The organism is Luteibacter sp. 3190 (assembly GCF_031456385.1).
GTDB lineage: Bacteria > Pseudomonadota > Gammaproteobacteria > Xanthomonadales > Rhodanobacteraceae > Luteibacter.
In genome coordinates this window covers 389,510-412,949 of the sequence record NZ_JAVDUO010000003.1, presented here as the reverse complement: position 1 = coordinate 412,949, position 23,440 = coordinate 389,510, and the positions used below count along the sequence as shown (strand labels likewise).

The following is a 23,440-nucleotide window of genomic DNA, read 5'->3' as shown; positions in this document are numbered from 1 at the left end:
TTTGTGCGGGGGTGGGGATGGTTCCGGGGCGACCAGGCCGTCGCGGGCCGGAGGGGCCATGGTCCGCAGGCGCGACCACGCGTTCCATACGATCTTTCGCAAAAGGGGATGACGCGCCGTCGGTGTTTTCGACAGCGCGTTCACGCGTGGCGGCAAACCATCAGGCATGAGCCTTCAGGACTACCGACGCAAGCGCGACTTCCGCAAGACGCGCGAACCGGCGCCCGAGGATTCCGCAGGCGCCGGCGGGCGCGCGATCTTCGTCGTGCAATTGCATCACGCGTCCCGGCGTCATTTCGATTTCCGCCTCCAGGTGGGCGACGTGCTGCGTAGCTGGGCGGTACCGAAAGGGCCGAGCTACGATCCGAAGGTCAAGCGGCTCGCCGTGGAGGTCGAGGATCATCCGGTCTCTTACGCGACCTTCGAAGGCGATATCGATGAAGGTTACGGCAAGGGTCACGTCGATCTCTTCGACAAAGGCGTCTGGGCCACTCGCGGCGATGCGGAGGCGCAGATCGCCAAGGGTCATCTCGCGTTCGAGCTGTTCGGCGAACGGTTGAAAGGCAGCTGGCATCTCGTGCGCAGCGGCAGGAAGGAGCGCCAGCCCGCCTGGTTCCTCATCAAGGTGGACGACGAATACGCGGGCGATGTCGAGGCCGATGACCTGATGGACGCGAAGATGCGAGAAAGCACGCGCCGCGCGGCGAAGACACCGGCGCTGCGCGCGGCGGCGAAGGCATCCACGGCGCGCAAGAAGGCACCGCCGAAGGGCCGGAAGGTGAGCGTCGCGACGCTTGCGAAGCAGGCGGCCGCGCTGGAGGGCGCGCGCAAGGCGAAGCCCGATGCCGCGTTCTTCGCCCCACAGCTGGCGAAGCTGCGCGAGTCGCCGCCGCAGGGCGACGCATGGCTGCACGAGGTGAAGTGGGACGGCTATCGCATCCTCACGGGCGTGGCCAAGGGCAAAGCGTCCCTGTGGTCCCGCAACGCGCTGCCGTGGAACGAACGCCTGCCGGAGATCGTGCAGGCGGTCGAGCGCCTCGGTTTCGACAGCCTGCGACTCGACGGCGAACTGATCGCGCTCGACGCGCAGGGCCGGAGCGATTTCAACGCGCTGCAGAAGACGCTGTCCGGCGAAGCCAACGCACCGCTCGTGTACATGCTCTTCGACGTGCCCTTTCTCGAAGGCTACGACCTCACGCGGGTGCCACTCGTCGAGCGCAAGGCGCTGCTCGAACGGATCCTCGCGCATGCTCCCGCTCATCTCTCCTACAGCGCCCACACCGTCGGCCATGGCGACGACGTGTTCGTCATGGCGATGGAACAGAAGCTCGAAGGGATCATCTCGAAACGGGCGGACGGCCCGTACCACCCCGGACGCGGTGACGACTGGCAGAAGATCAAGCGCCTCGAGAGCGACGAGTTCGCCGTCGTCGGCTACACGCCGGCGAAAGGATCGCGGCTCGCGTTCGGGTCGCTGCTGCTCGCGCGCCCCGATGCGGACGGTGGCTGGACCTATGTGGGGCGCGTGGGCACGGGATTCACCGACGAGATGCTGCGCGATCTGGGCAAAACCCTCGCGAAAGGCGGCTCGAAGAAGCCCACCGTGCGCATCGACGCGATCGATCCCACACTGCGCGGTGCCCTGTGGGTGCTGCCGACCGCGGTCGCGGAGGTCTACTACCGCGGCATCGGCAACAAGAACCTGCTGCGCCAGCCGAGCCTGAAGACGCTGCGCGTCGACAAGACACCGAAGGACCTCCGCGATTCCGATCGAGCGACGCCAGCGGCGACGTCCGCACGCAAGAGCCGCCCCGCGCCCGCCGTCACGGCGCCGGCCGGGCGCGCGGAGGACGTCGTGATCACGCATCCCGATCGCGTCGTGTTCCCCGACGACGGCATCACGAAGCAACAGGTCGTGGACTACTACCGCGCCGTGATGCCATGGATCCTGCCGCCGATCGCGGACCGGCCCACGTCGACGATCCGCTGCCCGGGCGGCATCGGTTCGCCGTGTTTCTTCCAGAAGCACGTGATGGCCGGACTCGACCACGTCGGCACCGCGAAGCTCAAGGAAGAGACCGGCGCGCAGGCGGTGTATCTGTACCCGCGGGACGAGGCGGGCCTCATCGAACTCGTGCAGTTCGCCGCCGTGGAATTCCATCCCTGGGGCTCGCACGTCGCCTCGCCGGACATCGCCGATCGCGTGGTGTTCGATCTCGATCCCGGCGACGACGTGGCCTGGCCGCGCGTCATCGCGGCCGCTCGGCTCGTGCGCGGCCTGCTCGACCAGCTGGGCCTCGTCTCCTTCGTGCGGACGACGGGTGGCAAGGGCCTGCACGTGGTCGTGCCATTGAACCCGGGGGCCGGATGGGACACGGTCAAGACCTTCGCGCGCGGCTTCGCGGAAGCCATGGCGGCCATGCATCCGCTGGAATTCGTGTCCACGGCGACGAAGCGTTTCCGCGACGGCAGGATCTATGTGGATTACCTGCGCAACGGGCGCGGCGCCACGGCGGTCGCTTCCTATTCGTTGCGCGGAAGGCCGGGCGCGCCGGTGGCCGTGCCCCTGCGCTGGGACGAACTGGGCAAGGTGAGATCCGGCAACGCCTTCGACATCCACAGTGTGCCGAAGCGGCTGGCACGTCTCAGGAAGGACCCTTGGGAAGGCATCGACACGGTGGTTCAGGACCTGGCATCCGTGGCGGACAAGCTCGGGGACTGACGCCCCGTCGGTGCGGGGCGTCGAGGGCGGGTCATGTAGACTCCGTGCATCTTCCCCATCCCGTTACCCATGTTCGCCTCGCTTCCGACCTTCCTGCGCGTCCCCCTCGCCTGCCTGCTGCTCATCGTCAGCACCGTGCTGCACGTGCTGCCGCTGTTCGCCCTGACCCTGCTGCGCCTGCTGGTGCCTGTGCAGGCGGTGCGTCGGTCGATCGGCGCCATGCTGGTGGGCATCGCGGAGAGCTGGCTCGGCTTCAACGGCTGGCTGTTCGGCGCATTCACGAGAACCCGCTGGATCGTCGAAGGCGACGAGGGGCTTTCGTATCGTGAGAATTATCTGGTGGTGTGCAACCACCAGAGCTGGGTCGACATCCCCGCGCTGCAGCGGGTGTTCAACCGCCGCATTCCGTTCATGCGCTTCTTCCTCAAGAGCGAGCTGATCTGGGTGCCGCTGCTCGGACCCGCGTGGTGGGCGCTCGATTTCCCCTTCATGAAGCGTCATTCGCGCCAGCAGCTCGAGGCACGGCCGGAACTCCGCGGCAAGGACCGCGACGCCACGCGGCGCGCATGCGAGAAGTTCCGCCACCTGCCCGTCTCGGTGATGAACTTCACCGAGGGCACGCGATTCACGCGCGCCAAGCACGACGCGCAGCAATCGCCCTACGCGCACCTGCTCAAGCCGAAAGCCGGCGGCGTCGCCTTCGTGATCGACGCGATGGGCGATGCGATCCGGCAGATCCTCGACGTGACGATCGTGTATCCGGATGGCCCCGCCACGATGATGGACATGATCGCGGGCCGTATCCGCGAGGTGCGCATGCACATCCGTCGCCTGCCGATTCCCGCCGCCATGCGCGGCGATTACGAGAACGACGCGGCGTTCCGCGAGCGCTTCCAGCTGTGGATCAACGCACTGTGGGCGGAGAAGGATGCGCGCATCGGGGCGATGCTCGGCGCCTAGCCACCCACCACCGGCAGGCGGGCGCCGATCGTATCGGCCATCCCGCCGCAGCGGGCACGGCGCCGGTGACCCGGGTTACTTCCCGGCTTCCTGGGCCAGCTTCTCGTCGAGTCGCTTGCGCCCGGCGTCCGCGTATTCCCCGCACGTCTTGCCTTCGCCCTGCTCCGGATGCGGCGTGACGAGGATGTCGCACGGCAACGCGGCGACGCGATCGAACGTCTTGCGGTACGCGGCGACGAACGCCGGGTGGTCGCTGTAGCGATACCCGTCGGCCGAGAACGCGAACAGGCTGTCGACGTAGGCGATGGTCTTGCACGCGCCGTTCTCGCACGACCGCCACGTCCAGGCGGTGCCACCGGCCGTGTGGCCCGGCGTGATGTGCGCGGTGAGCGCGAGCGGGCCCACGCGCACCACGGTGCCGTCGGCGACATCGCCTTTCGCATCCACCTTCGCGAACAGCGGCGCCTCGCCATGCTGCGGATCGCTCGGATCGTCGCCACCGAGGCGAAGCTCCTTCGCACCGGCGGCGGTGGCGCGCACGACCGCGCCGCTGTCCTTCGCCAGCGTCGCGATGCCGCCGGCATGATCGAAATGGGCGTGGGAATTGAGGATCACCTTGATGTCCTCCACGCGGAAGCCGAGCTTGCGGATGTTCGCCTCGATCGTGGCCACGTTGGCTTCCATGGGCGCATCGATGAGCACATGCCCCTGCGGCGACGTCACCAGGATCGCGGAGAGGCCCTTCATGCCCACGAAGTACGTGTCGCCGTAGATCGCATGCGGAGCGACCGGTTGCGTCCACAGCGGGTTGGTGTCCGCGGCGGCGGGCAGGGTGATGACAGTGGCGAGGGCGAGCAGGGTGCGGCGCATGCGGATCTCCTTGGCATTGGCGTCGGGAGCATAGGACGCCGCGTGGGACGCGGTTGTGGCGACGCCATGGCGCGAACGGGTTCTTGCGGCGAGTTCCGATGCGCGCGTCGGCGCCGATTCAGCGCTTGTGCCTGCGCCGCGCGCGCCAGAACAGGAATCCGGTCACCAGAAGGAACATCGGCAACAGCCCGGTGATGCAGGCCACGACACGCCACGTCAGGCCGCCGATCGCCGCCGAGTGGATCGGGAAGAGCGCGTTGGCGAGACGTCCACCGGGACCGAGCTTCGTCGCGTCGTCGCCACCGATCACCGTCGCGGTGGCCGGATCGAGCCACAACGAGCTGCGTCCCGCGGGATTCCATTCGCCCGGTCGCCGGATGCGCAGCACCACCGTGCCGTTGTCCTTCGCGGGAAGCGTCACCCGCGTGAGCCGGGCGTCTGGCGCCGCCGCCTGCGCGGCGGCGAGCACCGCGGGCCAGTCGATCGGCGCGGCACTAGGCGCGATCTTCGGCGGTCGCGCGGGCGGGCGTTCGCCGAAGGCCGACGCCAGGCCGCTCCGCACCGCGCCCCGGTAGGCCATCGTGGTGCCGGTGCCGATCATCACGATGAGCAGGGGCAGGGCGATTACACCGACGAACCGGTGCAGGCTCGCCCAGCGCAGGATGGGCGGGTTCGCGTGCGGCTTGAGGTGCCGCAGCGCGCGCTGTCGCCCCGGCCAGTAGAGCCACACGCCCGAGAACAGCATGAAGAGCCCGGTGCAGGCGACCACGCCGAGCACCGTTTCGCCCACTTCGCCGGACAGCAGGTGGGTATGCCAGTCGAGCAGGGTCAGCAGCCCGTCGCCCGACTTCGTCCGCCGCAGCAGACGCTCGCCGGTCGTCGCATCGAAGTACACGCGGTTGCCGCCACGTTCGTTGCCTTCCCACACCGGCAGCTCCGCGTCGGGCAGCGAGAATCCGCGCAACGCCTTGCCGTCGTCCGAGGCGAGGATCGCCCGCAGCGAACGCCCCTGCGTCGCCAGGTCGGGCAGCGGTCGCGATGCCAGTTCCGGGTGGCCGGCCGCGAACAGAGGCTGTTCGAACAGCAGCACGCTGCCGGACAGCGTCACCAGCGCCAGCACGAGGCCGAGGCTCAGGCCCAGCCAGAGATGCAGGGTCTTGAGCGTGCTGCGAAACCTGCGCGGGTGCGAGCTCATGCTCAGAAGTCCACCGAGGCCTGGACGAAGAAGGTGCGCGGCTGGCCGACGTAGATGCCGTCGTTGTTGTCCGTCGAGCGCGTGAAATAGCGTTTGTCGGCGAGGTTCTTCACGCCGAGGCCGAGGCGGAGGTTCGAGTATGCGGGCCCGAACGCGTATTCCGCCCGCGCGTTCCACGTCGTCCAGCCGGGGATGTCACCGAGATCGCCCTCGGGCGAGGGCTCCGTGACGTACGCGGTCGGGTTCGCGGGATCGAAGCTGGGCGAGCCCGGCGAATGCTGGCGCGACTGCGAGAAGGCATCGAGGTTGAACGTCCACTGCGCGATGCCGTAGCGCAGACCGAGGTTCGCGGTACGGCGAGAGTAGAACGGCAGGTCCTTTCCGGCGAACGAGCCATGCTTGTAGAAGGCGTGCGTGTACGTCGCGGTGCCCCACAGCGTGAGGCCCTCGAGCGCGTCGCTGAAAGCGCCGAAGTCGACGTGCGCGGCGGATTCGATGCCCTTGTGCGTCGTGGCACCGAGGCTCGTCCAGCCTTCGTAGGAATCGGGCACGTTCGGCAGGCGGCCCACGAGCTGGAGCTCGTGATCGAAGTTGATGCGGAACAGCGAGACTTCGCCGCCCCAGGCCTTCGTGTCGTAGCGCGTGCCGATCTCGTACGTGCGCGCCGTCTCCGGCTTCAGTCCCGCCGCGAAGCGATTGTTCGAATCCTTCTGGCCGATCTGGAAGTACTGCAGCGAACCGAACGAGGTTTCGGCGTTCGCGTAGAGCTTCCACGCGTCGTCGAGGTGATAGATCACGTTGAGCGACGGCAACGGCTTCGAGTAATCCTTCTGGCGCGACGTCGGCCCACGCACGATCACCGTGCCGCCCGGATGCGCCTGCCACTCGCTGTCGATGCGTTCGTAGCGGATGCCGGGCGTGGTCGTCCAGTTGCCGGCGTTGATCGTGTCGTCGAGATAGAACGCGTGCGCCTCGTTGCTCCCCGTGTTGTCGCCGGAAAGCACGTATGGCCCGCCGTAGGGGAAGCTGTCGTAGGGCGTGTACGGCAGGTTCGAGACGTAGCGGTTGTTGCGCAGCGTGCGCTCGTGCATCGCCTCGCTCGTGTACCGGTAGCCGACGCCGACCTCGTGCGTCACCTGACCCCAGTCGAACAGCTGCGAATAGCGCGGCTCGATCGCGAACACGTGGTAGTTGCGCGGATAGGCGATCAGCTGGTGGGCGTACGTACCGTTGGCGTTCGCCGTGATCGTTTCGATGTGGCTGCCGCGGAAGCTGTCGGAATAGTACGTCTGCACCTCGAAGCTGCGGCGATCGTCGACATGGCTGTACTTCAGCACGTAGTCGGTGCGGCGACCGTGGAAATCGTCGAACGGGCGGCGCGACTGGAACGGGTCGGCGTCGTAATCCGCCTGGTTCAGGCCGCCCGGCATCCCCGCCTGGCCGTCGTAGTGGTGGATGCTGCCGGTGAGTGTGTCGTCGTTCGTGATCGCGTACTTCGCCTTGAGCATGAGGTCGTCGATGCTCTCGTTGTCTTCGCGCTCACGGAAGCCGGGGCCGTGCAGGCCGTTGTACAGCAGCGCCACGCCGAGGCCGTTCGCCGTGGTGCCGCCGACGAGGACGTTCGAATTCGTCCGGATGCCGCCGTGCTCGCCGCCCTGGAACTGCACGCCGGCGGTGCCGCCGAAGTCCCGCGGGATGTCGCGCGTGACGAAGTTGATGATGCCGCCGACGTTCTGGGGCCCGTAGCGCACGGAACCGCCGCCACGCACGACGTCCACCGCCTGGAGGTTGCCGAGGCCCACCGGCGCCATCGAGACCTGCGGCTGGCCGTACGGCGCGACGGCGAGCGGAGCGCCGTCCAGCAGGATCGTCGAGCGAGGGGAGAGTCGCGCGGTCAGGCCGCGCACGCCGACGTTCAGCGAGACGTCGCTGCCGCCCGTGCCGTTGCTCTCCTGCACCTGCACGCCCGGAATCCGGCGCAGGGCGTCGCGGAGGTTGATCGCCCCGGCCTCGCGCAGTTGCTCGCGACGGACCACGGTACGCGCGCCGGGATGATTTTCGACGACGTTCCGCGAGGCCTCGCCCAGCCAGTCGCCGACGACCTTCATGCCCTCCAGCTCGGTGGCGGGCGGCGGGGCGGCGTCCTGGGCCCGTGCGTGGGCGGCGGCGAGGACGCCGGCCAGCGCGAAGGCGAGGGCGGTGGGGGGGAACGGCATGAACGCGGCCTTTGCTCGGGCGAAAAGCGGCCATCGTAAGTGCGAATGATTCTCAGAGCAATTACATGATCGGTTTCATTCGTAACCGTCGGGAGCGACACGCTTGATCGTCCCGTCACACCGGTTCGACCCACGCGACGGAACCATCGGAGCGACCTCATCCTCAGGAGCCGCGATGAAAACCCGACGTGTCTACAGCACGCCCGACCTCGCCAGCGCCCGTGCGGCCATGGCCGCCGCGCGGCAGGCCGGCGTTCCCGACGAGGACCTGTCGCTCATCGCCCGGTCGGACATCGAACTCGACCGCATCCCGGAGAAGGACAAGGACGAACATACGGACTTCAAGCCGGCCGCCGTGCGCGGGCTGGCCGAGGGCGGCGTCACAGGTCTGCTGGCCGGACTGGTGGCCATGGCGATCCCGCCGCTGGGCGTGACGATCGCGGGCGCGTTCGCGGTCGGCGCCGCTGGTGCGCTGGTGGGCGGATGGACGGCCGCGCTCATGGGCGCCTCGTCGCCCGATCCCGTGCGGCAGAAATTCGAGGAAACGATCGAGTCGGGCCGCATCCTGCTGGTGGTCGATGCCGACGGCGAGGCGGAGGATCGGGCCGACAGGGCGGTCGTCGCGACCGGCGCCGTGCCGATGCCGTTCGAGCAGCCGACGGCGCTTTCCTGAGCCCCGTCGAGCACGGGCCCGCTGCCGCGGGATCGCCGATGCGATCGGCTCCCACCCTTCGGTGGGGCGGCGGCAAAGGTATCGGCTAGCGCCTCAGAGCTCGATGATCCCTCGCCGCAGCGCGATCGCCACCGCGTGCGTCCGGTCGTTGGCCTGGAGCTTGGCCAGGATGCTCTTCATGTGCGCCTTGACGGTCTCCTCGGCGATGCCGAGGGCCCCGGCGACATCCCGGTTGGCCTCGCCGCGAGCCACGTGGGTGAGCACCTGGGTCTCGCGCGGGGTCAGCTCGTCGTCCTCGGCGTGGCCCGCCATCTCCTGCGCGATTTCCTCCGGAATGCGGCGCTTGCCTTCCATCATCTGGTGGATGGTCGCCAGCATGTCCTTGCGCAGCTCGCTCTTGAGCAGGTAACCCTGCGCGCCTGCCCGGAACGCGCGCAGGGCCTGCACGTCGCCACGGTAAGTGGTCAGCACCAGGATCCGCGCCTCCGGAAACTCCGAGCGGATCGCTTCGATGGCCGCGATGCCACCCATGCCGGGCATCTGCAGGTCCATCAGGGTCAGGTCGGGGAGATGCTCGCGGTAGCGTTCGATGGCTTCCTCGCCCGTGCTGGCCTCGGCGACGAGCTCCAGCCCGTCATGGCCCTCGAGTACCGCCGCGATGCCCTCGCGGAGGAGGGGATGGTCATCGACGGTCAGGATTCGTATGGGCGCCATGGTTCACAGTCGGGAAACTCGAAAGGGACGAGTATCGCGCAATCTTTTGGCGACAAGCGTGTAAGGACGTACCCTCCAACCGTTGCGAGCATCGTGATCATGGCGACGAAACGCAGCAAGGCCGGCGCTCCAGCGTCGGGACGCATCCGCACCGGCATGGGTGGATGGGTATTTCCCGCCTGGCGCGGCCCGTTCTATCCCGAGGGCCTGGTGCAGAAGCGGGAGCTCGAATACGCGAGCACGCATGTCGGTGCCATCGAGATCAACGGCACCTATTACCGCGCGCCCGACGCCGCCACGTACGCCCGATGGGCCGCGCAGACGCCGGAGGGCTTCGTCTTCTCGGTGAAGGCGCCGCGGCACATCGTGCAGACGAAATCGCTGGCCGCCACCGGCACGCGCATCGCGGCTTTCCTCGACGGCGCCGTCGCCCTCGGCGACCGGCTGGGCCCGTTGCTCTGGCAGTTCCTGCCGACGCGGCGCTTCGATCCGGACGACGTCGCCGCCTTCCTCGATCTGCTGCCGGAGAAGCACGGCGGCCTGCGCCTGCGCCATGCGGTGGAGGTGCGGCACGAGAGTTTCCTCGATCCACGCTGGGTGGCGCTCGCGCGCGAGCGCGGCGTCGCCACCGTCTTTACCGACTCGGAGGACTACCCGTCGATGGCGGACATCACGGGCCCCTTCATCTACGCCCGCCTCATGCGGAGCGTCGCCGACCGGGCGACCGGTTACACACCGAAGGCGCTACGCACGTGGGCGGACCATGCCGCGACATGGGCGGCGGGCGGCGATCCGGAAGCGCTGCCGCACGTGGCCGCCATCGAGGCTCCGTCGGCACCGCGCGACGTCTTCGTGTTCTTCATCGCCGCGGCGAAGGTCCGCAATCCCTCGGCCGCGGTCGCACTGCGTAGACTTACCGACGGCGCATAATCGCAGCCTTTCCTTCCACGGATGCCCCATGGACCGTCTCATCCAGAACACCCTGATCGATCTTTTCGCCGAGCATGGCGTCGCCCTCGAGCCCGACGAGGACTGGCTGCTGACGGAAGGCGAGGACTATCCCGCCGTGCGCGGCATCTGGCACGAAGGCAAGGACGGCGGCATGGGCCGCCTCGACATCGACATCGTGCTGGACGAGGAGCGCACCATCGAGGAAAGCTTCGGCGGCATCGGCCAGGGCAAGGCGGGCTGCCGCGACGCGCTGGAGAGCTTCGCGCGCAACGATTTCCACGTCGTGCTCGCCGCCTGCTGGAACGTGGTGAACGGCAAGAAGCTCGCCGTGCGCGAGCTGAGCGCCGGCACGCAGCGCTTCACGGTGTTCGTCGGCGACTTCACGCTGCGCGGCGAGAAGGATGCGCCCATGGAGATCCCGGAAGACGGACTCTCGGCCCTCGAGGCCGCGATCGCCACGGCGCCGCTCACGCTCGACGTGCACTGGATCCGGGTGTTCTACGGCAACGTGGGCAACGGCAAGACGCAGATCGAAGTGCTCCTCGACAACGAGCCCTGGGCCGCCGGCCACAAGGCCATCGCATCGGTCGACTGGCCACAGCACGAGCGCTATTACAGCCTGCGCAACTTCATCGCGCTGGTGCCGGCGGACTGATCCGATGCGGGAGCGCACCTGGGCGCGACATCGTTCGAGGCCGTGACCTGGAGCTTTTGGGACCGGGGCGAAAGCTGTCGCGGCCAGGTCCGCTCCCACAACGGCCTTCGGGACCACCTTTGAGGCCGTGACCGGGAGCTTGGGGACCGGGGCGAAAAGCTGTCGCGGCCGGGTCCGCTCCCACAACGGCCTGCGGGACCAGCTTTGAGGCCGTGACCTGGAGCTTTGGGGACCGGGGCGAACAGCTGTCGCGGCCCTCCGGGACCAGCTTCGAGGCAGTTGTGGGAGCGCACCTGGGCGCGACATCTTTTGAGGCCGTGACCTGGAGCTGGCGCGCGAGCCCTCCATCGCGCGAAAAGACGTCGCGCGCAGGGCGCGCTCCTACGGCGGCGGCCAGTCTTCGGGCTTGAGGATCGCGAAGAGGCCCTCGCGTCGCGTGCGCCGGCCGAGGCGCAGCACCTCGGCGTCGCGCGAGAACAACAGCGCGGCGCCCGCGTGGGCCGCGAGTTCGAGGAACTTCTGGTCGTCCGGATCGCGGCAACGCGGTAGCGACGTGCGCGTGGCGCCGGCTGGCAACGCCGTCACCAGCGCATCGAAACGCGCTATCGACGAAGCGATCCGCGCGTCGTCGAGCTTCAACGCCGGGTAACGCAGCACGGCCAGCCATTCCGCGCGGCAATCGTCGCGCGTGACGGCTTCCAGTTCACCCGAGGACAGCGCGGCGACCAATCGCGCCGCGCGCGGGTCGTCGAAGACGAACGCGTCGAGGCAGACGTTCGTGTCGAGGACGACCCGCACGCGGGATCAGGCCGCCGCGCGCGCGGCCAGCTGCGCGTGCTGCTCCGCCACGATCGTGTACGAACGCTTGCGCGCCTCGTGGTCGTAGATCTGCGCCGTGATGATCAGCTCGTCGGCGCCGGTGCGCTGGATGAACGCGGCGAGCCCTTCGCGCACGGTGTCCGGCGAACCCACGACGGCGCAGGAGAGCGCATGGTCGACCTGCGCCTTTTCCATCGGGGTCCACACGCCATCCATCGTGTTGACCGGCGGCGGGAGCTGGCCCGGCGCGCCGCGACGCAGGTTCCAGAACGCCTGCTGCTGCGAGGTGAACAGGCGGCGCGCTTCCTCGTCCGTATCCGCCGCGACCACGTTGATGCCGAGCATGGCGTACGGCTTGTCCAGCGTCTCCGACGGACGGAACATCGTGCGATAAACCTCGAGGGCCTTCATCATCAGGTCCGGCGCGAAGTGCGACGCGAAGGCGAACGGCAGGCCCAGCTCCGCCGCGAGGCGCGCGCTGAACAGGCTCGAGCCGAGCAACCAGATCGGCACGTTCGTACCCATGCCCGGCACGGCCCGCACGGTCTGGCCGGGCTGCTGGGGGCCGAGGAAGAACTGCAGCTCCTGCACGTCCTCCGGGAAACGGTCGTCGCTGGGACCGAGCGCACGGCGCAGCGCTCGGGCGGTGCCCTGGTCGGTACCGGGCGCGCGCCCGAGGCCGAGGTCGATGCGGCCCGGATAGAGCGACGCGAGCGTGCCGAACTGCTCCGCGATCACCAGCGGCGCGTGGTTGGGCAGCATGATGCCGCCGGAACCGACGCGGATCGTCTTCGTCGCCTCGGCCACGTAGCCGATCACGATCGACGTCGCGGCGCTGGCGATGCCGGTCATGTTGTGGTGTTCGGCCAGCCAGTAGCGATGGAAGCCCAGCGCCTCGGCATGGATGGCGAGATCGCGCGAATTGCGCAGGGCGTCGCCGGGCGTGGCGCCGCGGATCACGGGGGACAGGTCGAGCACGGAGAAGGGGATCATCCGGAAGACACCTCGAGAAAGGGGACGGCGGACGGTCCGCCAATCCCTCCCACATGGGCGCGGGGGATGGCTTTGCAACCCATAAAGTCGGCTTTGGGAAACAATCCGTTCCCGGAAGCGATGCGCCACGGCACGGACGGAAGAGGAAAATACACCCATCCACTCATCCAGTCCGGTAATCCCGGGGGAGCACGACATGATCGACGTCCGTCGTTTCGACAGCCTCGGTGGCGCCAACCACGGTTGGCTCGACGCCAAGCATCACTTCTCCTTCGCCTCGTACCACGACCCGAAGCGCATGGGCTGGGGCGCGCTCCGCGTCTGGAACGATGACACCATCGCCCCGGGCACCGGCTTTCCTCCGCACCCGCATTCGGACATGGAGATCATCACGTACGTTCGCGAAGGCGCCATCACCCACGAGGACAGCCTCGGCAACAAGGGGCGCACCGAAGCGGGCGACGTGCAGGTGATGAGCGCCGGCACCGGCATCCGCCACGCCGAGTACAACGCCGAGCCGGAGACGACCCGGATCTTCCAGATCTGGATCATCCCCGACCGCGAGCGCAAGGCGCCGTCGTGGGGCACCCGCCCCTTCCCGAAGGGCGAGCGCTCGGGCCAGTTCGTCACCCTGGCCAGCGGTAGCGAAGCCGACACCGACGCCCTGCCGATCCGCACCGATGCGCGCGTGCTCGGCGCCACGGTGAAGGCCGGCGAGACGGTCGAGTACACCGTCGGCAAGGGCCGCCACGTCTACATGGTGCCGGCCACGGGCACGGTCGAGGTCAACGGCGTGCAGCTGAACGCACGTGACGGCGCCGCGATCCGCGACGAGGACGTGCTGCGCATCACCGCGTCGAACGACGCGGAACTGGTGCTCGTCGACGCCGCCGCGTAAGGCGACCGAAGGGTATGCTGTGGGTCATGACGACCCACGGCATGCTCCATCTCGACAACCCGATCCTCGACACCGACAGCTACAAGGCCAGCCACTGGCTGCAGTATCCGCCCGGAACGGACGCCACGTTCTTCTACGTGGAATCGCGTGGCGGCACGTATGAAAGCACGGTGTTCTTCGGCCTCCAGGCCATCCTGAAGTCCCGCCTCGGCCGCCGCGTCACGCACGCGGACGTCGACGAAGCGCGCGACTTCTTCGCCGCCCACGGCGAACCTTTCAACGAAGACGGCTGGCGCCACATCGTCGACACGCATGGCGGCCGCCTCCCCGTGCGCGTGCGCGCGGTGCCGGAAGGCAGCGTCGTGCCGACGCACCAGGCGCTGGTGACCGTCGAATCCACCGATCCGGCGGCGTACTGGCTGCCGTCCTACCTCGAAACGCTGCTGCTACGTCTTTGGTATCCCGTCACGGTGGCGACGATCAGCTGGCAGGCGCGGCGGACGATCCTGCACTACCTCGAACGGACGTCCGACGACGCCGCGGCGCAGATTCCTTTCAAGCTGCACGACTTCGGCGCGCGCGGCGTATCGAGCGCGGAATCCGCCGGGCTCGGCGGCATGGCGCACCTGGTCAACTTCCTCGGCACCGATACCGTGTCGGGCGTGCTCGCCGCCCGCGCCTATTACGGCGAACCGATGGCGGGCTTCTCCATTCCCGCCGCCGAGCACAGCACGATCACCAGTTGGGGACGCGACCACGAGGTCGACGCGTACAGGAACATGCTGCGGCGTTTCGCGAAGCCGGGCTCGCTCGTCGCCGTGGTGTCGGACAGCTACGACATCTACCACGCGATTCGCGAGCTCTGGGGCAAGGCGTTGCGCGACGAGGTGATCGCGTCGGGTGCGACGGTCGTCGTGCGTCCGGATTCGGGCGACCCGGTCGAGGTGGTGCACCGCTGCGTGAGCCTGCTCGACGAGGCCTTCGGCAGCACGGTGAACGGCAGGGGCTTCCGTGTCCTCAACCACGTCCGCGTCATCCAGGGCGACGGCGTGAATCCGGAGAGCATCCGCGCGATCCTCGAGCGCATCGTCGGCGCGGGCTATTCGGCCGACAACCTCGCGTTCGGCATGGGCGGCGCGCTGCTGCAGAAACTGACGCGCGACACGCAGAAGTTCGCGCTGAAGTGTTCGGCGGCGCGCATGGACGGCGCATGGCGCGACGTGTGGAAGGATCCGGTCACCGACCAGGGGAAGATGTCCAAGCGCGGGCGGATGACCCTGCTGCGCCACCGCGAGTACGGCACGTACCGCACCGCCGCGTTACCCGCGGACGCCGTCTCGCTTCCGCCCGATGCGCTCGAGCACGGCTGGGAGGAGGTCATGCAGACGGTGTGGGAGAACGGCGAACTGCTGCGCGACTGGTCGTTCGCCGAGGTACGCGAGAGGGCCGCCGCGGGGCGATGAAACCGGCGGCGCCGTCGGACCTCGTGGACCGGGGCCGGCGTGCGCCGTTATGACGGAGGCCAGCGTCACCCCGGCGCACGCCGGGGTCCACGGCGAGGCGGTCGGTTTTCGCTAGCGCGCCTGTGGTTTGCGCTTCATCAACCCGTGCGTGAACAGGTACGCCGCCGTCTGGTAGTACGTCACGGCGTCGTCCGCGTCCTGCTGATCCTTGTGCTCGACCGGCACCGCGTCGCCCGACTGCAGCGTCGGCACCATCTGCTTCACGGGCTGGCGCGGGATCAGCGACGTCAGCCGGTCGCCGTGCAGGTAGCCGAGCTCCTGGTAGGTGCTCAGGAACGCGCGCTCGCGGCCGGGCTCGAGCCGGAAGAGGTCGTAACCGTAGAACCGCGACGTATAGCTGAAGCCGAGCATGCCCAGCAGCGTCGGCGGGATGTCGATCTGGCTCATCAGGCGATCGACGCGTCCCGGAGCGACGTGCTTCGGCGAGTAGATGTACAGCGGGATGTGATATCGATCGACGGGCAGGCTGGTCTTGCCCGCGCTCGTCGCGCAATGGTCCGCCGTGATGACGAAGATGGTGTCGTCGAACCACGGCTTCGTCGCCGCGCGGCGGAGGAAATCCCCGAGCGCCCAGTCGGTGTACTTGACCGCCGCGCGACGCGAGCCCTGCGGCAGGTCGACGCGCCCCTGCGGGAACGTGAACGGCCGGTGGTTCGACGTCGTCATGACGTGTCCGAAGTACGGCTTGCCGGCCGCGTACGCGTCGTCCATGCGCTTCATGACCAGTGTGAACAGGTCCTCGTCCGCCACGCCCCAGACGTTCTCGGCGTGGATGTCCTTGTCGGCGATGGCGTCGCGATCCACGGCGTTGTAGCCGTTGCTCGCGAAGAAGTGGTTCATGTTGTCGAAGTAACCGTAGCCGCCGTAGACGAACTCCGACGTGTAGCCCTTCTCGTTGAAGACGTCCGCGAGCGACCAGAGGTTTTCGTTGTTCGGCCGCTTCACGATCGACTCGCCCGGCGTCGGCGGCACGGACAGCGCCAGCGCCTCGAGGCCGCGCACCGTGCGCGTTCCGTTGGCATAGAGCTGGCTGAAGAACAGGCTCTTCGACGCGAGCGCGTCGAGATTCGGCATCAGGTGCTTGTGCTTGCTGACATCGAGACCTTCCACGTAGTCGCCCGACAGGCTTTCCACGCTGATGAGGACGACGTTGAGCTTCTTCTCCGGACGATTCGCCACGATGGTTCGGGTGATGTCCTGCGGATCGTCGGTGGTGAACGTCGCGTCGGGCGTCTTCAGCAGGCGGCGCAGGTTCGCGAACGCGTCCTTGTCCGGTAGCGTCGGGTAGTACTTGGCGTAGTCGAGCTCGTTTTCGCGGAAGGCCGCGAAGAACTCGTAGATGCCGTTGCCGGCGAGCTCGTTCACGTACTGGTTCGACGAGCGATCCTTCATCTGCCCGTCGACCGCGAAGCTCACCGCGACGGTCAGCAGCAGCCACACGCCGACCACGGCGCCGCGCTGGAGGAAACGCGACCCTTCGTCGCGCACCACGAGCACGCGACGGCTGCCGACCATGACGGCTACCGTCGCCAGCAACAGCAGCGCCGACCAGGTGCCGATCGGGTACGACTCGCGGATGTTGCCGATGACCTCGTGCGTGTAGACGAGATAGTCCACGGCGATGAAGTTGAAGCGCGCGCTGAACTCGTTCCAGAACACCAACTCGGCCGCGCCCAGGTAGAGGGTGGCGAAAGCGAGCACGGCGCACAGCCCGACGACCGACCGGCGGCCCCAGCGCGAGGACCACGCCCGGCGCGGCACGAGCCACGTCACCAGGAGGAGGGGCCAGGCGACGTAGACGAACGTCACCAGGTCGTAGCCGAAGCCGGCGACGAACGCGTACAGCCACTCGAGCGGCGCGCCCGGGAGCTCGTGGCGGGATCGCAGTGTAAGAACGAGGCGAACGAGAAAGGCGACGGAAAGGAACAGGACGCCGAACCACACGAGCGGCCGGAACCTCTGGCGCAGGGTCTGAACGGAGGTCGGGGGCGCGCGCATGCTGCTTCTCGGATCGTGACGGCCCAACGGGACCAGTTTCCGGGCAGGGTAGGCGCAGGGGCTTACGACTCCCTTTCCTCATCCTTAGCTGAAGCTTTGGTCGGCTATCCGGTTCATGGCCATCCGCGGTCGGCCGTCGCAAGAAAACGTGATCTGCCGCGTTTACCGTCTCTGTGGCAACCTACACGACCTTACGAGACGACCCACCGGAGCCACGGCGCACGTGGAGCAAGAAACCATGGCGGAGCTCCCGTCGACCGATCAGCCTCTGGCCAGGCGTGCCCTCCATCTGACCCTGCTCCGTCGCGCGGGTGGACCGCTGCTCTCGGTGGCGCTGCTGTGCCTGGCTCTCTGGGCCCTGCACGCGATGGCCAGCGAGGTGACGTACCGGCAGATCGCCGGATACGTGCATGCGCTGCCCAACACCGACATCGCGCTGGCGATCCTGCTGACGGCGGCCGGGTACGGGGTCATGACGCTGTACGACTGGTTCGGGCTGGCCAGCATCGGCAAGCGGCTCCCGGCGAAGCGGGTGGGGCTGATCTCCTTCATCAGCTACGCGTTCTCCAACGCGCTGGGCATGTCGCTGCTGGTCTCCGGCTCGATCCGTTACCGCTTCTACGTGCAGGCGGGCCTGACGACCGGCGAGGTGGCGCGGGTCGTGCTGTACACCACCCTGAGCTTCTGGCTCGGGCTGGCGGCCCTCACCGGCGTGACGCTGCTCGCCGTGCCGATCCCTCCCGAGGTGCCGCTCTCCGGCTGGCGGATTCCGCTGGCGATCGTCCTCGTGCTGGTGCCCCTGGCCTGGTTCGCCATCGCGGTGGCGGTGCGCCGACCCCTGCGCGTGTGGCGCTTCTCGGTGGAGGCGCCGACCCCGGTCGTCGCGGCGCGGCAGATCCTGATCGGCGCGCTCGACTGGGGCCTCGCGGCGGGCGTGCTCTACGTGCTGATGCCCGAAGCGATCGCGGGCGGCTTCGGCCATTTCCTGGCGATCTTCGTCCTGGCGCAGATGGCCGGACTGATCAGCCATGTACCCGGTGGCCTCGGTGTCTTCGAAGCCGTGATGCTGGCCGGCTTCGGCGCCACCGGAAACCATGGACTCGAGGCGCCGATCCTCGGCTCGCTGGCCGCCTACCGCCTCGTGTATTACCTCCTGCCGCTGTGCACCGCGACCGTCATGGTGATCTGGCGCGAGGTGCGCGCCCTGCGGCATACCTCGCTGATCACGCCGTGGTTCAGCAGCCTGCTTCCGCCGTTCTTCGCCGGGCTCACCCTCGTGTCGGGCGCCGTGCTCCTGTTCTCCGGCGCCACGCTGGCGATCCCGGGGCGCATGGAAATCCTCCGCGGCTTCGTGCCGTTACCGCTGGTGGAGGTCTCGCATTTCCTGTCCAGCGTCGTGGGCATGCTCCTGCTCATCCTCGCGCGCGGCCTGCAGCGCCGGCTCGACGCTGCGTACGTGCTCACGCTCGTGCTGCTGATCCTCGGCGCCATCCTCTCGCTGCTCAAGGGCATCGATTACGAGGAAGCGACCCTGCTGACCCTGCTCGCGCTGGCCCTCGCGCCAGCCCACCGGCATTTCTACCGGCGCGCGTCGCTGTTCCGCGCGTCGTTCTCGCCCGGCTGGGTGCTCGCGATCGGCGCGGTGCTGGCCTGCTCGACGTGGCTGGTGTTCTTCAGCTTCAAGCACGTCGAGTACAGCAACAACCTGTGGTGGGAATTCAGCTTCCGCCATGGCGGCGCGCCGCGCGCGCTGCGGGCGTTGGTCGGCGCGACCGCGGTCGTGATGCTCGTCGCGCTGGCCAACCTGATCCGGCCGGCGCGTGCGCGCCGCTCGCGTCCCGGCGACGCCGAACTCGTGCGCGCGCTGCCGCTGGTCAAGGGTTTCGATTCGGCCCAGGCGCACCTCGCGCTCGTCGGCGACAAGATGCTGATGTTCGCGCCGGACGACCGCGCCTTCATCATGTACGACATCGAAGGCCGCAGCTGGGTGGCGATGGGCGACCCGGTCGGCACCGACGAGGACGTTCGCCGCGAGCTGGTCTGGACGTTCCGGGAGGAATGCGAGCGCGCCGGTGGATGGCCGCTGTTCTACCAGGTGCGCCCACGCGATCTCGACCTCTACCTCGACGTCGGCATGAGCCTGCTCAAGATCGGCGAGGAGGCGCGCGTGCGACTCGAGTCGTTCAATCTCGATGGCAAGTCGAAGAAGACCCTGCGCGGCACGGTGAACAAGCTGGCGCGCGACGGCCTGCGCATGGAGATCGTGCCGGTCGACGGCGTACCGGCGCTGCTGCCGCGCCTGAAGGTCATCTCCGATGCGTGGATGCGCGACAAGAAGGTCCGCGAGAAGCGTTTCTCCCTCGGCCTGTTCGACGAGCGTTACCTCGCCCGCACGCCGATGGCGGTGGTCTGGCAGGGCGAGGAGCCCGTCGCGTTCGCCAACGTGTTCGTGACGGACACGAAGGAGGAAGCCTCCGTCGACCTCATGCGCCACCTGCCCGACGGTCCGTCCGGCATCATGGATTTCCTGTTCATCGAACTGATGGTCTGGGCGAAGGCCGAGGGCTATCGCTGGTTCAACCTCGGCATGGCCCCGTTGTCGGGCCTGCAGAACCGGCGTACCGCGCCGCTGTGGAGCCGCTTCGGCGCCATGGTGTTCGGACGCGGCGAGCGCTTCTACAATTTCCGCGGATTGCAGCGCTACAAGGACAAGTTCGATCCCGAGTGGGAGCCGCGCTACATCGCGGTGCCCGGCGGCATCGCGCTTCCCCTCGCGCTGGCCAACGTCGCCAGCCTGATCTCCGGCGGGCTGGGTGGCGTCGTCCGCCGATGAAGAGACGCATGAAAAAAACGATCCGCTATTCCCTGCTCGGCCTGCTCGCCCTGGGCGTGCTCGCGCTGCTCGCCTGGCATCCGTGGACACATGCGTCGATGGAGAAATCCACCGTCGAGCTGCCCGCGCTCACGACGGCGCCGGCCGGACAGGAAGACCTGCTCGTCGTCATCTACTCGGGCGACGGCGGCTGGTGGGACCTCGACCAGCGCCTGGGCGCGGTGTTCACCTCGCGCGGCATTCCGGTGGCCGGTGTCAGCACATTCAAGTACTTCTGGCGATACCGTTCGCCGGAGGAATCGGCGCACGATCTCGACGGCCTGCTCGATCGCTACACGGCGCTTTGGAAGAAGAAACGCGTGCTGCTGATCGGCTATTCGTTCGGCGCCGACGTGCTGCCGACCATCGTGGGGAAACTCCGTCCCGACAACCGCGCGCGCCTGAGCCAGCTCGTGCTGCTCTCCGCGAGCCGCGACGTGAACTTCGAGATCGAACTCGAAGGCTACATGCAGCAGGGCTGGTGGACCACCCACACGCACAATTTCCTGCAGTGGCTCAATCCGGTCGTGCACACCGATGCGATGCCGCCGATCGCCGCGCTGGGCGGACACCCGCCGATGGCCTGCTATTACGGCGCCGAGGATGCGGACGACAGCGGCTGCACCGATCCGAAGCTGCCATCGTTCGTCACGGTCTACCGGAAGCCCGGCTCCCACCATTTCGACGAGAACTACGAAGCGTTGGCGACCGAGCTCATCCAGCGCATGCCCGCGCAACCGACGGCCGCGTCGACGTCGCCTTAACGGACGATCGCCGTTCGGGCGCGTGAAGGCCTGTCACACAACGTTCACCGGTCTGCCACCGAAAATTTCGCCTTTTGCGACCAACCTGATCGCCCGGGGTGGAGCGCGCAATGGAGAAATGAACGATGCAACGCGAACCAGGCAAACGGGATTACGGGTCGTCCGACGGTGCGAGCCTGCGTAGTCTCGCCAGTCGGGGCATGAGCATTCCGCAGCGGACCGCGCCAAAGCCGCCGGCGACTCGCCCTGAAAGGCCGCGCCCGGAGCGGCGTAGGGACGAGCAGAAAAGCCGTGAATCCCACGCCCTGGCGTAAAACCCGGCCTTCGCCTACACAGGCGAAGGCAAATCGGCACTAATTTTAAGAATTCTCCTATATCCGCCGCCGGCCGACCTACGCAACATTACGGTCACGCCGCGCCGGCGACATCGGCGTGGCAACACATCGCCGATGACCGATCCGACGGCAGGACGCCGTCCGTCCCTAGCGCAAGGATCGATCCCCCCTTCATCGGCGGTAACGCCGCGTCGGCTTCGCCGGGCCGCGTTCGGGTGGCCGAGGCCGCCAGACCAAGGGACGGTCGCCATGGCCCTCCGCGTGAGCGCGAGGGCCATGCTTTTCTGGCGTATGCTCGCGCCATGGGCTGTCTTCCCGTTCCCCTGATCGCGCTCATCGGTTTCGCCATCGGTTATTTCATCGATGGGCGGACCGGCTCGGTCTGGGGCGGCGGTATCGGCCTGATCGTCGGGCTCGCGCTGGCCGTCATCCTGCTGCGTGCCATGCGCCGCGTGAACCGGCGCTAGCTCTTCCTGCCGAAGAACATCGAGACGCCGAGCCCGGCGATGAACGAGGGCCCATGGCCCGCCACCCGGTGCAGGGCGTACGCGTCCAGCTGCAGGTGGTCGCCGATGGTATAGGCCAGCCCGCCGCCCGCCTGCAGCTCGTTACCCTCGTCCGCGTCGTGGATGGCGTCGGCCTCGATGTATGCCATCCATTGATCGCCGAATTTGCGGCCGAAGGTCGGCGCAAGGGTCCAGGTGTTGCGCCCCTTCAGGTGGTCGACGTTCGCGTAGAGCGTGTTCTGGTGGTCATCGTCAGGCTTCCACTGCATCGTGCTGCCGAGGCTGACCTCGCGAGCGCCGTTGCCGAAGTCCTCGTCGCCATTGTCGAACGTCACGTTGCCGAGCGCCGCCCAGCTGAACGAGCCGGCGTCGCCCGATCCCGGGGATGCCCATTTGAGGCCCACGCTGGTGTCGCCGTGCCCCGTGGCATGTCGCCGCGAGCCCATCCCGCGTTCGTCGAGGCGGTTCCATGCCGATCCAGCGACCTGCAGCTCGACCGGCCCGCCCAGACCGAGGCGGATGACGCTGTCGGCCGTGTACGTGCGATCCAGAAAACCATCGCTTCGCTCCCGCTCGTACGTCGGCAGCCCCTGTTCGAGCGCCAGCGTGCCCGCGGGCAGCACGGTGGTCGCGAAGCCGGCCCCCGGCCGGTCGAAATCGGGCGGATCGGCGAAGGCAGGCGTCGAAAGGACGGCGAGGGCGAGGGCGAGGGCGGCGAGGAGAGGGCGTGGCGTCATGCGGCGATTGTGGCAAGCGCGACCGTCGCGACCGCGTCATGACGAACGGGGGAGCGTTGCGGCCAGACCCGCACCTGTGGGAGCGCGCCTGGGCGCGACATGTTTTAAGGCCGTGCCCCGGAGCTGGCGCCCCACCTTGAAGACCGCGGCGAAAAGCTGTCGCGGCCAGGTCCGTTCCCACAACCGCCTCGGCGCCCCGCCTGTGGGAGCGCACCTGGGCGCGACATGTTTTGGGGCCGTGCCCTGGAGCTGGCGCGCCACCTTGGGGACCGCGGCGAAAAGCCGTCGCGGCCAGGTCCGCTCCCACAACCGCCGAAGGCCCCGCCTGTGGGAGCGCACCTGGGCGCGACATGTTTTGAGGCCGTGCCCCGGAGCTGGCGCGCCACCTTGGGGACCGGGGCGAAAAGCTGTCGCGGCCAGGGCCGCTCCCACAACCGCCTCGGCGCCCCCCCTTGTGGGAGCGCACCTGGGCGCGACATGTTTTGAGGCCGTTCCCTGGAGCTGGCGCGCCACCTTGGGGACCGGGGCGAAGAGCTGTCGCGGCCAGGTCCGCTCCTACAACGGCCTCGGCGCCCCGCCTTGTGGGAGCGCACCTGGGCGCGACATGTTTTGAGGCCGTGCCCTGGAGCTGGCGCGCCACCTTGGGGACCGGGGCGAAGAGCTGTCGCGGCCAGATCCGCTCCCACAACCGCCTCGGCGCCCCCCTTGTGGGAGCGCACCTGGGCGCGACATGTTTTGGGGCCGTGCCCCGGAGCTGGCGCGCCACCTTGGGGACCGGGGCGAAAAGCCGTCGCGGCCAGGTCCGCTCCAACAGCCTCGGAGCCCGCACCTGTGGGAGCGCACCTGGGCGCGACATCTTCTGAGGCCGTGCCCCGGAGCTGGCGCGCCACCTTGGGGACCGGGGCGAAAAGCCGTCGCGGCCAGGTCCGCTCCAACCGCCTCGGCGCCCCCCTTGTGGGAGCGCACCTGGGCGCGACATGTTTTGAGGCCGTGCCCTGGAGCTGGCGCGCCACCTTGGGGACCGGGGCGAAAAGCTGTC

Annotated in this window: 18 protein-coding genes; 10 read left to right on the top strand and 8 right to left on the bottom strand. The window is 68.2% G+C overall.

Going from position 1 to position 23,440, the window contains the following annotated elements:
- Positions 1-166: 166 nt before the first annotated feature.
- Together ligD and J2X58_RS14660 are read left to right on the top strand one after the other, a co-directional pair.
- A complete protein-coding gene (ligD, locus tag J2X58_RS14665) occupies positions 167-2,722 on the top strand; it encodes a DNA ligase D (protein WP_310049043.1) in 2,556 nt (851 codons plus the stop codon).
- A 69-nt stretch (positions 2,723-2,791) separates the two neighbouring features.
- The gene (locus J2X58_RS14660) at positions 2,792-3,682 is read left to right on the top strand and encodes an acyltransferase (RefSeq protein WP_090058958.1); all 891 of its coding nucleotides are present in this window, start codon (positions 2,792-2,794) and stop codon (positions 3,680-3,682) included.
- A gap of 75 nt (positions 3,683-3,757) precedes the next feature.
- Here the strand turns inward: J2X58_RS14660 and bla are convergent, their stop codons facing one another.
- From bla to J2X58_RS14645, 3 genes are all read right to left on the bottom strand, one after another.
- On the bottom strand, positions 3,758-4,552 hold the full coding sequence (bla, locus tag J2X58_RS14655) for a subclass B3 metallo-beta-lactamase (RefSeq protein WP_310049042.1): 795 nt from the start codon (positions 4,550-4,552) through the stop codon (positions 3,758-3,760).
- Positions 4,553-4,670: 118 nt separating this feature from the next.
- On the bottom strand, positions 4,671-5,747 hold the full coding sequence (locus J2X58_RS14650; protein WP_310049040.1) for a PepSY-associated TM helix domain-containing protein: 1,077 nt from the start codon (positions 5,745-5,747) through the stop codon (positions 4,671-4,673).
- Positions 5,748-5,749: 2 nt separating this feature from the next.
- Positions 5,750-7,963, bottom strand: coding sequence for a TonB-dependent siderophore receptor (locus J2X58_RS14645; RefSeq protein WP_310049039.1), 2,214 nt, complete (start codon positions 7,961-7,963; stop codon positions 5,750-5,752).
- A 175-nt stretch (positions 7,964-8,138) separates the two neighbouring features.
- Between J2X58_RS14645 and J2X58_RS14640 the strand changes: the two genes are divergently transcribed.
- A complete protein-coding gene (locus J2X58_RS14640; protein WP_090175117.1) occupies positions 8,139-8,636 on the top strand; it encodes a hypothetical protein in 498 nt (165 codons plus the stop codon).
- Between the two features lie 93 nt (positions 8,637-8,729).
- Here the strand turns inward: J2X58_RS14640 and J2X58_RS14635 are convergent, their stop codons facing one another.
- On the bottom strand, positions 8,730-9,350 hold the full coding sequence (locus J2X58_RS14635) for a response regulator transcription factor (RefSeq protein WP_090058970.1): 621 nt from the start codon (positions 9,348-9,350) through the stop codon (positions 8,730-8,732).
- Between the two features lie 99 nt (positions 9,351-9,449).
- Here J2X58_RS14635 and J2X58_RS14630 point away from each other — a divergent pair, with 99 nt between their 5' ends.
- Together J2X58_RS14630 and J2X58_RS14625 are read left to right on the top strand one after the other, a co-directional pair.
- On the top strand, positions 9,450-10,280 hold the full coding sequence (locus tag J2X58_RS14630; protein ID WP_090058972.1) for a DUF72 domain-containing protein: 831 nt from the start codon (positions 9,450-9,452) through the stop codon (positions 10,278-10,280).
- 28 nt (positions 10,281-10,308) lie between these two features.
- Entirely contained in the window at positions 10,309-10,956 is a 648-nt protein-coding gene (locus J2X58_RS14625; protein WP_090058975.1) for a DUF6348 family protein, read from the top strand.
- A 381-nt stretch (positions 10,957-11,337) separates the two neighbouring features.
- Here J2X58_RS14625 and J2X58_RS14620 read toward each other — a convergent pair whose 3' ends face one another.
- Positions 11,338-11,754 (bottom strand): putative toxin-antitoxin system toxin component, PIN family, encoded by a 417-nt coding sequence (locus J2X58_RS14620; RefSeq protein WP_310049038.1) that lies wholly within the window; start codon positions 11,752-11,754, stop codon positions 11,338-11,340.
- 6 nt (positions 11,755-11,760) lie between these two features.
- On the bottom strand, positions 11,761-12,768 hold the full coding sequence (locus J2X58_RS14615; protein ID WP_310049037.1) for an LLM class flavin-dependent oxidoreductase: 1,008 nt from the start codon (positions 12,766-12,768) through the stop codon (positions 11,761-11,763).
- 196 nt (positions 12,769-12,964) lie between these two features.
- Between J2X58_RS14615 and J2X58_RS14610 the strand changes: the two genes are divergently transcribed.
- Together J2X58_RS14610 and J2X58_RS14605 are read left to right on the top strand one after the other, a co-directional pair.
- On the top strand, positions 12,965-13,666 hold the full coding sequence (locus tag J2X58_RS14610; protein ID WP_090058983.1) for a pirin family protein: 702 nt from the start codon (positions 12,965-12,967) through the stop codon (positions 13,664-13,666).
- 41 nt (positions 13,667-13,707) lie between these two features.
- A complete protein-coding gene (locus tag J2X58_RS14605) occupies positions 13,708-15,129 on the top strand; it encodes a nicotinate phosphoribosyltransferase (protein WP_310049214.1) in 1,422 nt (473 codons plus the stop codon).
- Positions 15,130-15,240: 111 nt separating this feature from the next.
- Here the strand turns inward: J2X58_RS14605 and J2X58_RS14600 are convergent, their stop codons facing one another.
- Positions 15,241-17,187, bottom strand: a complete 1,947-nt coding sequence (locus J2X58_RS14600; RefSeq protein WP_310049036.1) for a sulfatase-like hydrolase/transferase — start codon at positions 17,185-17,187, stop codon at positions 15,241-15,243.
- Positions 17,188-17,425: 238 nt separating this feature from the next.
- On the opposite strand from J2X58_RS14600, the gene mprF reads away from it, so the two are divergent.
- The 3 genes from mprF to J2X58_RS14585 all read left to right on the top strand — a co-directional run bounded on the left by mprF (position 17,426) and on the right by J2X58_RS14585 (position 21,625).
- Positions 17,426-20,020 (top strand): bifunctional lysylphosphatidylglycerol flippase/synthetase MprF, encoded by a 2,595-nt coding sequence (gene mprF / locus J2X58_RS14595; protein WP_310049035.1) that lies wholly within the window; start codon positions 17,426-17,428, stop codon positions 20,018-20,020.
- 8 nt (positions 20,021-20,028) lie between these two features.
- Positions 20,029-20,823 (top strand): AcvB/VirJ family lysyl-phosphatidylglycerol hydrolase, encoded by a 795-nt coding sequence (locus tag J2X58_RS14590; RefSeq protein ID WP_310049034.1) that lies wholly within the window; start codon positions 20,029-20,031, stop codon positions 20,821-20,823.
- A gap of 637 nt (positions 20,824-21,460) precedes the next feature.
- Positions 21,461-21,625, top strand: coding sequence for a hypothetical protein (locus tag J2X58_RS14585; RefSeq protein WP_310049033.1), 165 nt, complete (start codon positions 21,461-21,463; stop codon positions 21,623-21,625).
- Here the strand turns inward: J2X58_RS14585 and J2X58_RS14580 are convergent.
- Positions 21,622-22,401, bottom strand: coding sequence for a transporter (locus J2X58_RS14580; RefSeq protein ID WP_310049032.1), 780 nt, complete (start codon positions 22,399-22,401; stop codon positions 21,622-21,624). The genes J2X58_RS14585 and J2X58_RS14580 overlap by 4 nt on opposite strands.
- Positions 22,402-23,440 lie beyond the last annotated feature (1,039 nt).

What these genes read in the sequence shown, in the direction of transcription:
- J2X58_RS14590 (WP_310049034.1), top strand. Translation starts at nt 20,029, where the DNA reads ATGAAAAAAACGATCCGCTATTCCCTGCTCGGCCTGCTCGCCCTGGGC.
- J2X58_RS14630 (WP_090058972.1), top strand. Translation starts at nt 9,450, where the DNA reads ATGGCGACGAAACGCAGCAAGGCCGGCGCTCCAGCGTCGGGACGCATC.
- J2X58_RS14635 (WP_090058970.1), bottom strand. Translation starts at nt 9,350, where the DNA reads ATGGCGCCCATACGAATCCTGACCGTCGATGACCATCCCCTCCTCCGC.
- J2X58_RS14640 (WP_090175117.1), top strand. Translation starts at nt 8,139, where the DNA reads ATGAAAACCCGACGTGTCTACAGCACGCCCGACCTCGCCAGCGCCCGT.
- J2X58_RS14600 (WP_310049036.1), bottom strand. Translation starts at nt 17,187, where the DNA reads ATGCGCGCGCCCCCGACCTCCGTTCAGACCCTGCGCCAGAGGTTCCGG.
- J2X58_RS14625 (WP_090058975.1), top strand. Translation starts at nt 10,309, where the DNA reads ATGGACCGTCTCATCCAGAACACCCTGATCGATCTTTTCGCCGAGCAT.
- J2X58_RS14610 (WP_090058983.1), top strand. Translation starts at nt 12,965, where the DNA reads ATGATCGACGTCCGTCGTTTCGACAGCCTCGGTGGCGCCAACCACGGT.
- bla (WP_310049042.1), bottom strand. Translation starts at nt 4,552, where the DNA reads ATGCGCCGCACCCTGCTCGCCCTCGCCACTGTCATCACCCTGCCCGCC.
- J2X58_RS14615 (WP_310049037.1), bottom strand. Translation starts at nt 12,768, where the DNA reads ATGATCCCCTTCTCCGTGCTCGACCTGTCCCCCGTGATCCGCGGCGCC.
- J2X58_RS14660 (WP_090058958.1), top strand. Translation starts at nt 2,792, where the DNA reads ATGTTCGCCTCGCTTCCGACCTTCCTGCGCGTCCCCCTCGCCTGCCTG.
- ligD (WP_310049043.1), top strand. Translation starts at nt 167, where the DNA reads ATGAGCCTTCAGGACTACCGACGCAAGCGCGACTTCCGCAAGACGCGC.
- J2X58_RS14605 (WP_310049214.1), top strand. Translation starts at nt 13,708, where the DNA reads ATGCTCCATCTCGACAACCCGATCCTCGACACCGACAGCTACAAGGCC.
- J2X58_RS14650 (WP_310049040.1), bottom strand. Translation starts at nt 5,747, where the DNA reads ATGAGCTCGCACCCGCGCAGGTTTCGCAGCACGCTCAAGACCCTGCAT.
- J2X58_RS14645 (WP_310049039.1), bottom strand. Translation starts at nt 7,963, where the DNA reads ATGCCGTTCCCCCCCACCGCCCTCGCCTTCGCGCTGGCCGGCGTCCTC.
- J2X58_RS14580 (WP_310049032.1), bottom strand. Translation starts at nt 22,401, where the DNA reads ATGACGCCACGCCCTCTCCTCGCCGCCCTCGCCCTCGCCCTCGCCGTC.
- mprF (WP_310049035.1), top strand. Translation starts at nt 17,426, where the DNA reads ATGGCGGAGCTCCCGTCGACCGATCAGCCTCTGGCCAGGCGTGCCCTC.
- J2X58_RS14585 (WP_310049033.1), top strand. Translation starts at nt 21,461, where the DNA reads ATGGGCTGTCTTCCCGTTCCCCTGATCGCGCTCATCGGTTTCGCCATC.